Source organism: Streptomyces sp. NPDC033178 (assembly GCF_055577685.1).
In genome coordinates this window covers 485,275-499,919 of record NZ_JBVIPT010000002.1, presented here as the reverse complement: position 1 = coordinate 499,919, position 14,645 = coordinate 485,275, and the positions used below count along the sequence as shown (strand labels likewise).

The window sequence follows — 14,645 nt, the reverse complement described above, 5'->3', positions numbered from 1 at the left end:
ATGTCCAACACCGCCTCCTCAGGCACACCCATGGCGGCCGGGCCCCTCACCCGTGCCGTCCTCGAGATCGACGAGTACGTAGCGGGGCTCGGCTGGGACCAGCCCGCCCGTCTTTTCGCCCTGGTCGACACCGGCCGGCTGCGCTCCCAGGAACCGGGGCTCGCCGAGCGCCTCGGTCTGACCGAAGACGCACCCGAGGGCACCCTTACCCCCATTGAGCAGGACGAACTCCCCGCGGGCAGCCCGCTGGACGAGTTCCTCGGCACCATCGCCTGGCCGGACTCGGTGGTCGGCTGCGCCCTGTCCGTGGAGCGGCTGATGCTCCCGCCGTCCGCGGAGGCGTCCGTACCGGACGGCCTCGACGAGAAGCGGCTGGCGAAGTGGGTCGCCGAGCACCCGGAGCGCCAGGAGGTCCGGATGACCGTCGCGGTGCTGCGCGGCGGGAAGCGCGAATCGGCGCTGCGGCTGCGCGAGAAGGACGCGGCGACGGACGTGCTCACCGGATCCGACCTCGTACCGGGCCTGGCCGAGGCCCTGACGGCGACGTTCGCGGAGTAGCTCGGAGCGGGCCGGCCCGCCGCGAGTGCCCTAGCTCCTGGTGCACTTCGGCAGGTCGGCCGTTTTGCCGCCGCGGATGTCCTTGAGGGCGCTCATCGCGTCGTCGATGGTGTCGACCTTGACGAGGGTGAGCCCCTCGGGGACGTCACGGGCGGCGGCCGCGCAGTTGTCCTTGGGCGTCAGGAAGTACTGGGCGCCCTTGTCGCGGGCGCCGACCGTCTTCATCTCGATGCCGCCGATCGGGCCGACCTTGCCGTCGTCGGTGATGGTGCCGGTGCCGGCGACGAACTTGCCGCCGGTGAGGTTGCCCGGCGTCAGCTTGTCGACGATGCCGAGGGCGAACATCAGACCGGCGCTGGGGCCGCCGACATCGGCGAGCTTGATGTCGATGGTGAACGGCAGCGTGTGGTCGGTCCCGGCCGAGATACCGACGATCGCGCGCTGCTCGCCGGTGTCGTCGGACTTGGCCGTGGTGATCGTGATCTCCTCGGTCTTGGTCGCCGTCCGGTTCTCCTTCTCGGCGGCGGCCTGTTCCTTGGCGGGCACGACGGTGAAGACGACCTTCTCACCGGGCTTGTGCTTGGTGACCAGCTTCGCGACGTCGTCGGGCGCCTTCACCGTCGTACCGTCGACGGCCTTGATGACGTCACCGGCGTGCAGCCTGCCCTCGGCGGGGGTGTCCTTGACGACGGTGGAGACGATCACCCAGGACTTCACCGGGATGTCCAGTTCCTTGAGGGCCGCGACCTTGGCGCTCTCCTGGGACTGGCTGAACTCCTCGGCGTTCTCCTGCGTCGACTGCTCCTCCGTCTTGCCGTTCGGATAGAGCGTGTCGTGCGGAACGACCTTGTTGTCGTGGGCCAGCCACCCGTACACGGCCTCGACGAGGTTCATCTTGTAGTCGGCACTGGTGACCCGGACGGTGGTCATGTTCAGATGCCCGGTCGTCGCGTAGGTCTTGCGACCTGAGATCTGGAGCACCGGCTCGCCGTCGTGCTGACCGAGTGTGTTCACCGTCGGACCCGGTGACATCTCCGAATACGGCACATTGATGAAGACTCCCGCGCACAGGAGCGCGATCAGCATCAGGGTGGAGGCGAGCATCGTCGCGGTGCGGCGTGGCATGGAACGACAGTACGGGACCGGTCTGTCAGCGCACCGTCAGGGCCGTCCGTCCGGGGAATCCGGGCAGATCAGGCATCCGTGCGCAATTGCTCCGACTTCTCCGGGTTCTCCGACTTCTCCATGGCCTCGCGGAAGCGTGTGTAGCCCGCGAGCTCGGTGCCGTCCCCGAGGGTCTTTCGGTTTCGTCCGGCCCAACTGCCCCAGAGTCCGGCGCCGATCGCGGCCAAAAGCGGAATCAGCAACCAGGCGAGCGCCGCCATGCCGACCTCCCAACCCCATGAGCGACCGCAACTGACTGATCAGCAGATTAACCATCCGCATGTTCAACGCTCACGGCAGGGGTCGGGTTACGCAACCGGAACGGCGGACAGGAGTGGCACCTGGGTCCCAGGTGACCCGTGGGACCTCAACAGGCCCCGACCCACTCCTCCGTACCGTCGGAGAACGTCTGGTGCTTCCAGATCGGGACCTCGTGCTTGAGATCGTCGATCAGCTTGCGGCAGGCCTCGAACGCCTCGCCCCGATGTGGACAGGAAACGGCGACGACCACCGCGAGGTCACCCACCCGTAGGTCACCGATCCGGTGCACCGCGGCGAGCGCCCGCACCGGATACTCGGCGACGACCTTCTCGGCGACCCGTCGCATCTCCGCCTCGGAGCTCGGATGGCAGGAGTACCCGAGCGCGTCGACATCGGCTCCCCCGTCATGATTCCGCACGGTCCCCACGAACAGCGCGGTCCCTCCGGAGGCATCGTCCCCGACGGCCCGGAAAACCTCGTCCAAGGAGAGCGCGGTCTCCCGAACGGCCAGCAGCTTGATGGGCTCCTGAGCGGCCTGCTCACCGGGATGATCATTCATGGGTGCCATACCCCCATCGTGCCCCACCCCGCCAACCCCACGGAATACGGATTTCCTCCCGCACACGCGCGTGCACGATTGGAGCCTCCTACAGGGGCTCAGCCCGTCCGGCGTTTGAGGACGAGCGCGTTCAGCGCGATACGGGGGTCTGGGGGCGGAGCCCCCGGAAAGGGACGGGAATGGGAAGGGGCGGCGGGGGCGAAAAACCCCACGCCACAACCCCACCGCCTCAGATCCGCCGCCGAGCCTTCCGAGCCCGCCGCACCAACGCAGCCGTACCCAACAGAGCAACCGTCGCCCCCGCCGCCCCCGCGGCAGTGGCGTCCTTCCGCCCGAGCCGCCGCCCGGCCAGGGTGTGCCGCCCGGCAACCTCCTCAAGAAGCTCCGCAAGGACCTCCTCATTGGTCCACTGCGGCCGCCACCCGGCATCGTGCAGCCGGCTCCCGCTCACCACCCAGGGATACATCGTGTAGGCGAGATCCCCCGCCGGAGACGGCGTGAGCCCGATCCGGTGCAGCCGGGCCGCGGCCCCCAGCGCGACGGCCGACGGCAACTCCATCCGCCGAATCCCGCTGAGCTCCTCGACCTCCTCCTGCTCCAGCCACCCCTCGCACCCGACGGCCAGCTCCCCTTCGACCTTCTCCAGGACGGCGTACTCCAGGGCCCCGCACAGGTCCTCGACATGGCAGAACTGCCAGGCGGGCCGCGACCCGGCGACGACGAGCAGCCGGGGGGACTCGAAGTACCGCGTGAGCGCCGTGTCGGTCCCTCCGACCAGCACGGCAGGCCGTACGACGGTGACGTTGAGCCCGGGATGCGCACGCGGTGCCCGCCGCGCGAGCCGCTCGACCTCCAGGAGGTCCCCCACCCCCGTGGCCTCCGCGGTCGCCCGCAGTTCGGCGTCTTCGGAGAGGGGCAGTTCGTTGTCGGGCAGCGCTCCGTAGACCATCGCCGAGGTGCACAGCACGACGCGGTGCACCCCGGCCGCGGCTGCGGCCGTCAGTACGGTCTGTGTCCCCCGCACGTTGTAGGCCGTTCGTGCGGCCGGATCCGTCTCCAGGTCGAGATCGAGCGCGAGGTGCACCACGACGTCCGCGCCGCGCAGCTTCTCGGCGATCGCCGGATCCCGGACGTCCAGGATGTGCCACTGCGCGGCCGCGCACTCACCGCGCCGCTCGTCGATGGCGATGACCTGCTTGATCTCGTCGCTGGCGGCGAGTCGCTCGGTGAGCATCGCGCCGATTCCGGCCGCGGCGCCGGTGATCGCGACGACGGGGCCGCGTACGGCCGGATTGGTTGAAGGGTTTCGCGCTGCGCGAACCTGTGGATCTGGGGAACTCACCGGGCGTCTCCAGCGGTTGTCTTCAGTAAGAACGCGCGTGACGCGTACGTACCAGGTGGCATCCATCCTGCCGCAGCCGCTGAGTCGGCGAAGCACCGAGGCCCGAACCGGTTGTGGTGTCTACGCTGGGTGGTGATGTAGGGCAGCCGCCGTCGGAGCGAACCGGCGGCCTTAACAGCCGAGGAATCCCGTGAGTGACACCCCATTCGGATTCGGCCTTCCGCCGGAGGAGCCGGACGACGGCGACGAGGGCAAGAAGAAGGACCAGCAGAGCGGTGGTGGTCAGGGACCTGCCGACCCGTTCGGTTTCGGGCCCGGAGGACCGGGTGGCGACAACCCGCTCGCAGCCATGTTCGGGTCGCTGAACCCCAACGATCTGGGCGCCGCGTTCCAGCAGCTCGGCCAGATGCTCTCGTACGAGGGCGGGCCGGTGAACTGGGACATGGCCAAGCAGATCGCCCGCCAGACGGTGTCCCAGGGCACTCCCGACGGCACCAAGGACGCGAGCATCGGCCCCGCCGAGCGCACCCAGGTCGACGAGGCGGTGCGCCTGGCCGACCTGTGGCTGGACGACGCGACGTCGCTGCCGTCCGGCGCCGGCTCCGCGGTGGCCTGGAGCCGCGCGGAGTGGGTCGAGGCGACCCTGCCGGTGTGGAAGGAGCTCGTCGACCCCGTCGCCGAGCGGGTCGGCGCGGCCATGGGCGACGTACTGCCCGAGGAGATGCAGGCCATGGCGGGCCCGCTTCTCGGGATGATGCGCTCCATGGGCGGCGCCATGTTCGGCACGCAGATCGGGCAGGCCGTCGGCGTGCTCGCGGGCGAGGTCGTCGGCTCGACCGACATCGGCCTGCCGCTCGGCCCGGTCGGCAAGGCCGCGCTGCTGCCGCTGAACATCGAGTCGTTCGGCAAGGACCTGAGCGTCCCCCAGGAGGAGGTGCGGCTGTACCTCGCTCTGCGCGAGGCCGCCCACCAGCGGCTCTTCGCCCACGTGCCGTGGCTGCGCTCGCACCTGTTCGGCGCGGTCGAGGGGTACGCGCGCGGGATCAAGGTCGACACGGCGAAGCTGGAGGACGTGGTCGGTCAGTTCGACCCGCAGAACCCGGAGGAGCTGCAGCAGGCACTCCAGCAGGGCATGTTCCAGCCGGAGGACACGCCCGAGCAGAAGGCCGCCCTGGCCCGCCTGGAGACGGCGCTCGCGCTCGTCGAGGGCTGGGTGGACGCGGTGGTCCACTCGGCCGCGAAGCCGCGTCTGTCGTCCGCCGACGCGCTGCGGGAGACGCTGCGCCGCCGTCGTGCGACGGGCGGCCCCGCCGAGCAGACCTTCGCCACGCTGATCGGCCTGGAGCTGCGCCCGCGCCGCCTGCGGGACGCCTCGCGCCTGTGGGCCTCGCTCACGGACGCGCGCGGTGTCGACGGCCGCGACGGCCTGTGGGCGCACCCGGACATGCTGCCGACCGCCTCCGACCTGGACGACCCGGACGGCTTCGTGCACCGCGAGCAGCTGGACTTCTCCGAGCTCGACAAGATGCTCGGCGAGGCCGCGAGCGGCCCGTCCCAGAAGCCGAACCTCACGAAGGACGAGCCCAAGGACGTCGAAAAGGGCGAGGAAAAGGGCGACGACGACAAGTGAGCCTGTACGACGACGCCGTCCTGGTCCTGAAGGGCATCGAGGGCCAGGAGGAGCTGCGGCAGGCCTATCTCGACCATCTGGAGGCCCATCCGGACGGCATGTGGAAGGCCTGCACGGCCGGGCATGTCACGGCGAGCGCCCTGGTGATCGATCCCGGGCACGGCAGGGTGCTGCTGACTCTTCACAAAAAGTTGCGGATGTGGCTCCAGATGGGTGGTCACTGCGAGCCCGGGGACGCCACTCTGGAGGCCGCCGCCCTGCGCGAGGCCACGGAGGAGTCGGGCATCACGGCTCTGACCCTGCTCCCGGGCGGGCCCGTACGCCTGGACCGGCATCCCATCCCGCCGCCCTGCCACTGCCACTTCGACGTGCAGTACGCGGTGGTGGCCGAGCCGGGCGCCGTCCAGGAGATCAGCGACGAGTCCCTCGACCTGCGGTGGTTCCCGTACGACGAGGTGGCGAAGGTGGCGGACGACTCGGTCGTACGCCTGCTGAGTGCGACACGAGCAAGGCTCTGAAGAGGCATGTGTAAGGGGCGGCCGCAATTGCGGCCGCCCCTTACACACATGCTGACAAGGGCGCCCCGTCAGGGGCGCGGGGAACTGCGCGCCCAGCCACGGCGGGCCCGCAGCCAACCACCGGCCCCGGACCTTTCGCGTGGCACTCCGAAGAGTGCCGAGCGAAAGGCCCTAACTCCAGGCGTTGCCCTGGTTCTGTCCCCGGGCCCCCTGCTGCCCCATCCCGTACTGGGCGGCAACGCCCGACCCGATCGCCGCGTTCTGCGGCGGCAGCATCTCGCTGGGCTGCACGAGCGCGTACCCCTGGCCCATGAAGCTGAGCTCCCAGCCCTCACCGGTGTTGCCGCGGCGCCGGAACACCCCGGAGGAATGGGTCTGGGCCTGCATCTGTACGCGCAGACTCGTCGACCAGGCGACGATCGCGTCGGCGTCGCAGTTGACGTACCGGTCCGGCGTGACCTGAAGCATCAGCGGCATGCCCGACGTCATCAGGGCGACCTTGCCGCGCCCGGTGATGTTGAGCTGGTACTTGCCGGAGCCGGAGATCCCGTACTGGCTGTCCACGGCGATCACCTCATGGTGCAGCGAGGAGTCCATCGCGAGGACATAGCTGCTGTCCACGGTGAGACCGTCCTGGTCCACGTCCACCACATGGATGCGCTGGGCGAGGTTGGCCAGGTAGACGGTGCCCTGCCCGTGGCAGCGCATCAGGTCGAGGCCCTCCCCGGTGTGCGCGCGCGAACGCTGCTGCCCGGAGTTCTGGTACTCGGCGTCGAACTCCACAAGACCCTGGTAGGCGACCATGGTGCCCTTGCGGGCCAGCATGTCGTCGTGTCCCTCCAGGACGACGCGCAGCATCTGCTTGTTCTGCAGGCTGTAGCGCTCCTGGGACTGCTGGTCGTTGTAGGCGAAAAGCGGGCTCTGCATGGTGTGTGTGCTCCCCCTCAGCCCCGTACCCGGAGGCGGTCGGTGCTGTCCTCGCTGGGCTGGACGACGACGATGCCCTGTCCGGAGAAGGCCATCTGGAAGGCCTCGCCGCTGCCCCGCCCGATCAGCGACTGCGCCTTGAAGCTGCGCTTGCCCTTCACCTTGAGGTTCGGGGACCAGGCGACGAGCGCGTCCGGGTCTACGTACGTCTCGTCCTCGCCGCCGCCGCAGTCGACGACGATGGGCTTGCCCCGGGAGGTCAGGGCGACCCAGCCCTGCCCGGAGATCTTGGTGTTCCACAGGCCCTGTCCGGCGAACTTCGCCAGTCCCTTGACGCGCTCGACGCCCCAGGTGAGGTGTGCGTCGAAGGCAAGCAGGTTGGTGGCGTTGACGGAGATCGCGTCGCCGTTGAGGTTGATGACGACGACGTTCGCCCCGTAGTCGGAGAGGTACAGCAGACCGTCTCCGGAGCACTTCATCAGGGGTGCGCCCTCGCCGGTCATCCAGTCCTTGGCGATCTGGCGTACGGCCGGCGGATTCGGCTCGTACTGGACGAAGCCTTCGTAGGCGACCATCGACCCCACGCGCGCGAGGAGGTCGTTTCCGGTCTGCATGGCGACCTTGAGCATGTGGTTGCCGTGGTTCTCCATGCGTGCGGCAACGGGTGCCGGGGCGAAGCCCGCGAGCTGCTGGTTCATAGGACGGGCTCCCTCAGACCTCGTACGGCTGGACGACGATGAAATTGCCGGGCGCGCCGCGGAACTGGAGGTTCACGCTCTCTCCGGTGTCGCCCGGGTAGGCGTTGCGGCGCATCCGCACCTGGCTGGAGACGATCACCTGGGAGGCGGCGGACCAGGCGACGACGGCGTTGCAGTCGGCGAACGTCGTCGGCGTCACGGGCAGGACCACGGGCACCCCGCGCGTCTTCACGACGACCGTGCCGGTCCCCTGGAACTGCATCGTGAACAGCGCTCCGCCGGGGATGCCGTGTCCTTCGACGCGGCGCACCTCGTACTGGAGTGTCTCGTCGAAGGCGAGGACGTTCTCCGCGGAGACACAGACGGCGTCACCCTGCAGCTCGATGGGGTGCAGCATGGCGCCGTTCTCCGCGAGGAACACCTGGCCGCGGCCCGAACAGCGCATCAGCTGCATCTCCTGGCCGGTCGCGTTGCCCACGATCCGCCCTGAGAAACCGGCGCCCTTGTAGCTGAAGTCGACCTTGCCCTGGTAGAGCACCATGCTGCCCTGGCGGGCCAGTACGGCCTGGTCGCCGCCCGTGCCGAGGTCGACACGGACCATCTTCTTGTTCTGCTGGGTCCAGCGCTGCCCGGTGGGCGTCTCCTTGTACGCCTGCAGCGCCGCCGTGACCCCGGCGCCTCCCTGGGGAGCACCCTGAGGCACTCCGTAGGCGGCGGGTGCACCCGGCACACCCGGTGCGCCGGGCTGACCGGGCACCTGGCCGAACGGCGGCTGCTGACCGTAGCCGGGAGGCGGGGTCGGCTGGCCGTAGCCCGGGGGCGGAGCGGGTGCCTGGGGCGCCTGAGGTGCCTGGGGCTGTCCGTAGCCGGGCGGCAGGGGTGCGGTCTGGCCGGGGGCCTGGCCATACGGAGGCTGCTGCTGGCCGGGCTGCCCGTAGGGCGCGGGAGCGGGAGCCGGAGGCGGTACCGGGGCGCCGCCGGGCGGGGTCAGGGGCGCGACGATGGTCGGCGCCGCGTGCACCGAAGGCGCGGGGGCCGGCGGTGGCGTGGCTCCTTGGGGTGGTGCGAAACCCTGGGCGGCAGGCTGCGGAGCCAGCGCTGGAGCCGGTGCCGGCACGGCGGGGCCTGCCGGGGCGCCGAACGCGGGCGGTGCCGCTGCCTGGGCGGGCGGCGCGAACGAGGGCGCGGCGGCCCCCGGCGCCGGTGCCGCGGGCTCCTCCTCGGCGACCTCGCCGCCGAAGTTCTTCAGCAGCGCGTCGAGCCCGCCGTCGAAGCCCTGTCCGACCGCGGCGAACCGCCATACGTCCTTGAGGTAGAAGTCGCCCAGCATCACGGCGCGTTCGGTGGAGAACTCGCCACCGTTGAAGGAGTAGCGAGCCACCTCCTCGCCGCCCGCGACGATGCGGAGGTACCCGGGGGCGACCTGCGACATCTGTCCGGCGCCGTCGATCGTCGCCGTGAAGGACAGCTTCTGGATCTGCGACGGGATCCTGTCGAGCGTGACGCGGAAGGACTCCGTGTCGCCCGCCTGCGCACCGAGAAGCTGGATGGACTCTTCGGGGGTCTTCGGCTGGTTGAAGAAGACGAAGAACCGGTCGTCCGAAAGCTGTTCGTCGGCGTCAAGACCGAAGCAGCTGATGTCGAAGCTCAGTCCGGGGCCGGTGATCTGCACACCCACGTACAGATCGGTGCCCGCGGTGAGGTCACTGATCTTGGCCTTGTGGCCGCGTTGGAATTCCCTGGCCATGCGTAACGACCGTCCCCCATCCCGAATACGAGTGCGTCGCGTCAGGCTAACGGCAAAATCCGGCCGCGGACCAAGCCGGTACACACCCGGTACAGAATCCCTGCTTCGAGTAGTCCGGCCAGGGTTTCGGCGCCGGAGGGGCGTCAGGCCGACGTCACTCGCCGCGGGTGGCGGGCAGGTGGGGCAGCCGGTCGGCGGCGACCACTCCTTCGAGGTAGCCGCGGGCCCGCTCGGTCCGCGGATAGGCCTCCAGGAGCCGCCAGAAGTCGGGGCCGTGGCCGGGCACGAGCAGATGCGCGAGTTCATGGACGAGGACGTAGTCCACGACGTATTCGGGCATGCCCTGCAGCCGGTGCGAAAGACGGATACTGCCCTCGGCGGGGGTGCACGAGCCCCAGCGGGTGTTCTGATTGGTGACCCAGCGGACCGAAGCGGGCCGGGCCCGGCCGTCGAAGTACAGATCGGAGAGCCGCGCCGCCCGCTCGGACAACTCCGTGTCACCGAGCACCCGCTTGTTCTCCTGGGCGGCCAGCTTGTCGAGCATGACGCTCACCCAGCGCTGCTCCTCCGCCTCGGACATCCGGGCGGGGATGAGCACGACGGTGCGATCGCCTTCACGGTACGCGGAGACCGTTCTGCGCCGTCGCGCGCTCCTGCGGACCTCGATCGCGCTCGCCCCCGAGCCGCTTGGCGGCTGGCTCGTCGTGCTGCGCTGTGGGTTTCCGGCGCGGTGCAGTGGGTCGGCGGGCACGCCCCGACGTTACCCGTTGCACACGGGGGAAGTCCCGCCTCCGGGACGCATCGATGCCGAACCGCACCCCACGCGCTCGATTTGTACGACGAATATCCACTGCCTGTGGACAACTTTCGGCACGGGCCGGGCAATGCGGGCATGCTGACATTCGACCGGCGGAGCAGGACGAACACCCGCCGGCACAACGGGGACGTACGGGGGTCGGTCATGCATCCGATGGTGAAACCCGCGCTGCGGCGCGGCTGGCGGGATCTCAACACCGTGCAGTTCGGGATGGCACCCGCACACGCGATGGTGCTCGGCCCGATGGACACGGCGACGGGCAGTCTCCTGACCTTGTTCGACGGCACACGCGGACTGCCTCTGTTACGCGACGAGGGACGCCGCATGTGTCTGCCCGACGGCTATGTCGACGGCCTCGTGGAGCGACTGGCCCAGGCGGGACTGCTGGACGACGCGACGGGCGGCGGCCCGGCCGCCGATGCTCTGCGCAAGAAACCGGCGGTCCTGGACCGGCTGCGGCCCGACGTCGCATCGCTCTCCCTGGTCGCTCCCGAACCGGGCGAGGCCATACGCCGGTTGGCGGCCCGCCGCTCACTGCGCGTACAGGTGCGGGGCGCGGGCCGGGTGGGAGCGGTACTGGCCGCAGCGCTGGCGGGAGCGGGCGTGGGCCAGGTCGACGTGCACGAGGCGGCTGCGTCGAACCGTGGGACGTGGCGCCGGGCGGGCTGCCCGTCGAATCCATCGGTGAGCGCAGGGACGAGGCCGCACGCCGTGCGGTGCGCCGTGCGGCACCGAACCGCCCGCCCCGGCGCGGCAGCGCACGCCAGACTCCCGAAGAAGAAGACCCGGGACTCTCCCTCGTGATCATCACGCCTCGGGACGGTCTCGCCATCCACGCGCCCGACCCGTCGGCCGCCGAGCCCCTGATCGACTCCGGAACACCCCATCTGTATGCCGGGGTGGTGGAGGGCACGGGAGTCGTCGGACCGCTCGTCCTGCCGGGCGACACGGCCTGCGCGGGCTGCCTGGATCTGGGACGCACCGACCGGGACCCGACCTGGCCACGCCTGCTGGCACAGTGGCGTTCCGCCCAGTCCCGTCATGTGCCGGCGTGTGATCTGGCGCTGTCCACCGCGGTCGCCGGCCTGGCCGCGGGGCATGCGCTCGCTTTTCTGGACGGGGAGCTGCCGTCGAGTGCGGGGGCCCGCTGGGAGGTCTCGGTGCCCGGTTTCGACTGGCACTCGACGCCGGTGTGGGACCATCCCGCATGCCGCTGCGGGGCCGCGGAGAAAGCTAATGGGGAGCAGACCTCGGACGACGAAGGGCCGCACGAGACAATGGCCGGGCAACAGCCGCACGCGGCACGGCTGTCCGGTACTTGGAGGGCGCATGTCTGATCTTCCCCGGAAGGCGGTCACCCGAACCGCCAAGCTCGCCGCACTACCGCTCGGCTTCGCCGGGCGGGCGACCTGGGGACTCGGCAAACGAATCGGCGGCAAATCCGCCGAGCTCGTGGGTCGCGAGCTGCAACAGCGCACGGCGGAGCAGCTTTTCAAGGTGCTCGGCGAGCTCAAGGGCGGGGCCATGAAGTTCGGACAGGCCATGTCCGTCTTCGAGTCGGCGCTGCCCGAGGAGGTCGCGGGCCCCTATCGCGCGGCGCTGACGAAACTCCAGGAAGCGGCCCCGCCGATGCCGACCCGCACGGTCCACGCCGTGCTGGCGGAGCGGCTCGGCGAGGACTGGCACGACCTGTTCCTGGAGTTCGAGGACAAGCCCGCCGCGGCGGCCTCGATCGGTCAGGTGCACCGGGCGGTGTGGCACGACGGCCGGGAGGTCGCGGTCAAGGTGCAGTACCCCGGAGCGGGCGAGGCCCTGCTGTCCGATCTGAACCAACTGAGCCGTTTCGCCCGCCTCCTGGGGCCGTTGATTCCCGGCATGGACATCAAGCCACTCATCGCGGAACTGCGCGACCGGGTGTCCGAGGAGCTCGACTACGCCCTGGAGGCACAGGCACAGCGGGCGCACGCGGAGGAGTTCGCGGACGACCCGGATGTACTGGTGCCGGCCGTGGTCCACCAGTGCGAGCAGGTCCTGGTGACGGAGTGGATCGACGGGATCCCCCTGTCCGAGGTGATCACCGACGGTACGCAGGAACAGCGCGACCGGGCAGGCCAGCTCCTGGCCCGCTTCCTCTTCTCCGGCCCGTCCCGCACCGGCCTGCTGCACGCGGACCCGCACCCGGGCAACTTCCGTCTCCTGCCGGACGACCCCGAGGGCCCCGAAGACACCGAGGACACCGAGGACACCGAGGGTTCCGGCGGCAAGGGCGGCTGGCGGCTCGGCGTCCTGGACTTCGGCACGGTGGACCGTCTGCCGGGCGGCCTGCCTCCGACGATCGGCGACTCGCTCCGGATGACCCTCGACGGCGATGCCGAGGCGGTCTACGACCTGCTCCGCGAGGAGGGCTTCGTCAAGGAGTCCATAGAACTCGACCCGGACGCCGTTCTGGACTACCTGCTCCCCATCATCGAGCCGGCCCAGGCAGACGAGTTCACCTTCACCCGCGGCTGGATGCGCAGCCAGGCGGCCCGCATCGCCGACCCCCGCTCCCCCGCACACCAACTCGGCAAGCAGCTCAACCTGCCCCCGGCGTACCTGCTGATACACCGGGTGACCTTGAGCACCATCGGGGTCCTGTGCCAACTGGGAGCGACGGTACGACTGCGGGACGAACTGGAGGAGTGGCTGCCGGGGTTCGTACTGGACGACGAACAGACACTTACGGAGGGGGACTCAGCGGCTGGGGCATGAGCTTGGGCTGCCGTTCGTCGGACGAGGGCCGACGGGGGGTGCCCCTATGCCTTGCCAAGGGAAACGGAAGCGGGGGAGGGGCGGGGGTGGGGGGGTGGGGCCCCGGAGGAGTTCGGCTCGGAAGCTCACCACCAGGCCGAGTCCAGTCGCCCCTCGATCGCTCTGAGGTTGGCCCGGGCGCAGTCGTCGCAGATGTAGTGGCGGGCGCCGTTCTCCACGGAGAAGGTCCAGGTGAGTGGCGGGTCCTCTGACGTCGCGCCGCAGCGGGCGCACACGATGGGCCGGGGCTCCGCGGTGGAGCCGCCGCTGTCACTGTCCCCGGGAAGACTCGTCACGTGGTGACGATAACTCCGGGATCCGCGGTTGGAGAGGCACAACGCACCGCGGGGGCCGGTCCGTTCGGACCGGCCCCCGCATCAGCTGTTGCTTCCGTTGCCGTTGCGAGAACGGCTCTACTGCATGACCGCCATGGCCAGTGCGCGGCGGGCGCGGCGTGAGGCGCGCTCGGCACGGCGCTGCATGCGGCGGGCGGTCACCAGGCGCGTCGCCCGGCGTTCCTGCTCCGCCTCATGCAGCCGGTCGTGCATATGCGCACGAGCCAGGGCTTCTGGGATGAGTTGCATCTCTCGGGTCCTGTTCTGGCGCGTGTCGTTCGCGCCGGTGGAGGTGAAGTCTGGGATCGCGGAGCCGGCGGGCTCGCTGGTGGACGGCTTCATCGGGACCTGCTTCTTGGGGTCGTGCGTCAGGGGGCGATCGATCGTTCCTAGGGTGTTCATGCCGCAACCGGGTTCTTGCGCGGGCGGCCACGCGGCCGCTTCCGGGCGACAACGACGCCCTGGACGAAGAGCTCGCCGCCCCAGACGCCCCAGGGCTCACGCCGCTCCTTGGCGCCGGCGAGGCAGGCCTCGATCAGCGGGCAGGTGCGGCAGAGGGACTTGGCGTACTCGACGTCGGCCGGCGACTCGGCGAAGAAGACCTCCGGGTCGTAGGAGCGGCAGGGGACGGGTACGCCGAGGTTCTCGATGGCGTCGTCGAGCGCGGTGAGCGCAGTGAGCGGGGTCAAGGTGGAGTCCTCCGTGAGGCCGGGCGGGGGGATCGTTTCGGAAGGCGGTACGGACGGGGCGTGCGCTTCGAGTTGCACGGTTGGTCTTCCTCGTCTGGTCGTGCCGGCCGGTTGGCCGGTTGGCGGCTGGTACCGGGTTCTTTTCTTGTCCCGAGGCCCCTTCGCTCTGTCGTCCCTGGTCGGGGACAAACAGAAGGGCCGCGGATCCCGGGTGGGGTTCCGCGGCCCTGAAGGCGCCGGCCTGATCGTCGATCAGGCTGGATCACTCCAGGGTTCAGGCCCACGGAAGGCCCACATCGTGTGGTGCGTCTGCTTGGCGGCTCCGGCACCGGTGGCGGCGAAGGCATAGGCCTGCGCCTGTGCCTCTACTGCTTCCAGTGCCTTCATCGGTCGCTCATTGCGCTCGCGGACAGGGAGACCCGCGAGAGACACGGAGGACGCCGGCCGGACGGCAGGAATGCCAGACAGACCGGTGCCCAGGTTCGAGAAGCCGAGCAGGCACGTGGAGACGACCGAGCGATCGGTCAATTTGGCGGTGCTGACGGAGCTGCTGTTGATGCTGATCACTGGAATCGCCTCCTCTCGGCGTCTCTGGGACCGGGCGAGCCGG

At 70.0% G+C, this 14,645-nt stretch carries 16 protein-coding genes and 1 pseudogene; 5 read left to right on the top strand and 12 right to left on the bottom strand.

Translation table 11 applies throughout. From position 1 onward, the window contains the following. A complete protein-coding gene (locus ACZ5VQ_RS06110) occupies positions 1 to 558 on the top strand; it encodes a PPA1309 family protein (RefSeq protein ID WP_055618589.1) in 558 nt (185 codons plus the stop codon). 30 nt (positions 559 to 588) lie between these two features. On the opposite strand, the gene ACZ5VQ_RS06105 is transcribed toward ACZ5VQ_RS06110, so the two are convergent. The 4 genes from ACZ5VQ_RS06105 to ACZ5VQ_RS06090 all read right to left on the bottom strand — a co-directional run bounded on the left by ACZ5VQ_RS06105 (position 589) and on the right by ACZ5VQ_RS06090 (position 3,884). After that, complete coding sequence (locus ACZ5VQ_RS06105) at positions 589 to 1,683, bottom strand: YlbL family protein (protein WP_469103880.1); 1,095 nt, start codon at positions 1,681 to 1,683, stop codon at positions 589 to 591. Between the two features lie 68 nt (positions 1,684 to 1,751). Further along, on the bottom strand, positions 1,752 to 1,943 hold the full coding sequence (locus ACZ5VQ_RS06100) for a hypothetical protein (protein ID WP_269650368.1): 192 nt from the start codon (positions 1,941 to 1,943) through the stop codon (positions 1,752 to 1,754). A 146-nt stretch (positions 1,944 to 2,089) separates the two neighbouring features. Beyond that, positions 2,090 to 2,551 (bottom strand): molybdenum cofactor biosynthesis protein MoaE, encoded by a 462-nt coding sequence (locus ACZ5VQ_RS06095; protein WP_469103879.1) that lies wholly within the window; start codon positions 2,549 to 2,551, stop codon positions 2,090 to 2,092. A gap of 220 nt (positions 2,552 to 2,771) precedes the next feature. Beyond that, positions 2,772 to 3,884: an SDR family oxidoreductase gene (locus ACZ5VQ_RS06090; protein WP_469103878.1), complete on the bottom strand. Its 1,113-nt coding sequence runs from the start codon at positions 3,882 to 3,884 to the stop codon at positions 2,772 to 2,774. A gap of 190 nt (positions 3,885 to 4,074) precedes the next feature. On the opposite strand from ACZ5VQ_RS06090, the gene ACZ5VQ_RS06085 reads away from it, so the two are divergent. Both ACZ5VQ_RS06085 and ACZ5VQ_RS06080 read left to right on the top strand, forming a co-directional pair. Beyond that, positions 4,075 to 5,514, top strand: coding sequence for a zinc-dependent metalloprotease (locus ACZ5VQ_RS06085; protein WP_469103877.1), 1,440 nt, complete (start codon positions 4,075 to 4,077; stop codon positions 5,512 to 5,514). Further along, positions 5,511 to 6,032: an NUDIX hydrolase gene (locus ACZ5VQ_RS06080; RefSeq protein ID WP_469103876.1), complete on the top strand. Its 522-nt coding sequence runs from the start codon at positions 5,511 to 5,513 to the stop codon at positions 6,030 to 6,032. The genes ACZ5VQ_RS06085 and ACZ5VQ_RS06080 overlap by 4 nt, the downstream gene beginning before the upstream one ends. A 171-nt stretch (positions 6,033 to 6,203) precedes the next feature. Here the strand turns inward: ACZ5VQ_RS06080 and ACZ5VQ_RS06075 are convergent, their stop codons facing one another. From ACZ5VQ_RS06075 to ACZ5VQ_RS06060, 4 genes are all read right to left on the bottom strand, one after another. After that, positions 6,204 to 6,959 carry an AIM24 family protein gene (locus ACZ5VQ_RS06075; protein WP_469103875.1) on the bottom strand — a complete coding sequence of 252 codons (756 nt, stop codon included), beginning with the start codon at positions 6,957 to 6,959 and terminating at the stop codon, positions 6,204 to 6,206. A 17-nt stretch (positions 6,960 to 6,976) separates the two neighbouring features. Next, positions 6,977 to 7,657, bottom strand: coding sequence for an AIM24 family protein (locus tag ACZ5VQ_RS06070; RefSeq protein ID WP_055610520.1), 681 nt, complete (start codon positions 7,655 to 7,657; stop codon positions 6,977 to 6,979). A 13-nt stretch (positions 7,658 to 7,670) separates the two neighbouring features. Continuing rightward, on the bottom strand, positions 7,671 to 9,404 hold the full coding sequence (locus ACZ5VQ_RS06065; RefSeq protein ID WP_469103874.1) for a TerD family protein: 1,734 nt from the start codon (positions 9,402 to 9,404) through the stop codon (positions 7,671 to 7,673). 154 nt (positions 9,405 to 9,558) lie between these two features. After that, positions 9,559 to 10,155 (bottom strand): M48 metallopeptidase family protein, encoded by a 597-nt coding sequence (locus ACZ5VQ_RS06060; RefSeq protein ID WP_469103873.1) that lies wholly within the window; start codon positions 10,153 to 10,155, stop codon positions 9,559 to 9,561. A 210-nt stretch (positions 10,156 to 10,365) separates the two neighbouring features. Between ACZ5VQ_RS06060 and ACZ5VQ_RS06055 the strand changes: the two are divergent. Further along, positions 10,366 to 11,558 (top strand): annotated as a pseudogene (locus tag ACZ5VQ_RS06055) (ThiF family adenylyltransferase). Beyond that, positions 11,551 to 12,972: an ABC1 kinase family protein gene (locus tag ACZ5VQ_RS06050; RefSeq protein WP_469103872.1), complete on the top strand. Its 1,422-nt coding sequence runs from the start codon at positions 11,551 to 11,553 to the stop codon at positions 12,970 to 12,972. Before ACZ5VQ_RS06055 ends, ACZ5VQ_RS06050 begins: the two are co-directional and overlap by 8 nt. A gap of 125 nt (positions 12,973 to 13,097) precedes the next feature. On the opposite strand, the gene ACZ5VQ_RS06045 is transcribed toward ACZ5VQ_RS06050, so the two are convergent. The 4 genes from ACZ5VQ_RS06045 to ACZ5VQ_RS06030 all read right to left on the bottom strand — a co-directional run bounded on the left by ACZ5VQ_RS06045 (position 13,098) and on the right by ACZ5VQ_RS06030 (position 14,602). After that, positions 13,098 to 13,307 (bottom strand): hypothetical protein, encoded by a 210-nt coding sequence (locus ACZ5VQ_RS06045; RefSeq protein WP_469103871.1) that lies wholly within the window; start codon positions 13,305 to 13,307, stop codon positions 13,098 to 13,100. Between the two features lie 117 nt (positions 13,308 to 13,424). Continuing rightward, complete coding sequence (locus tag ACZ5VQ_RS06040) at positions 13,425 to 13,748, bottom strand: hypothetical protein (protein WP_362081481.1); 324 nt, start codon at positions 13,746 to 13,748, stop codon at positions 13,425 to 13,427. Beyond that, complete coding sequence (locus ACZ5VQ_RS06035) at positions 13,745 to 14,113, bottom strand: WhiB family transcriptional regulator (protein WP_099499760.1); 369 nt, start codon at positions 14,111 to 14,113, stop codon at positions 13,745 to 13,747. The genes ACZ5VQ_RS06040 and ACZ5VQ_RS06035 overlap by 4 nt, the downstream gene beginning before the upstream one ends. 174 nt (positions 14,114 to 14,287) lie before the next feature. After that, positions 14,288 to 14,602 carry a hypothetical protein gene (locus ACZ5VQ_RS06030; RefSeq protein ID WP_469103870.1) on the bottom strand — a complete coding sequence of 105 codons (315 nt, stop codon included), beginning with the start codon at positions 14,600 to 14,602 and terminating at the stop codon, positions 14,288 to 14,290. Between the last annotated feature and the right edge of the window lie 43 nt (positions 14,603 to 14,645).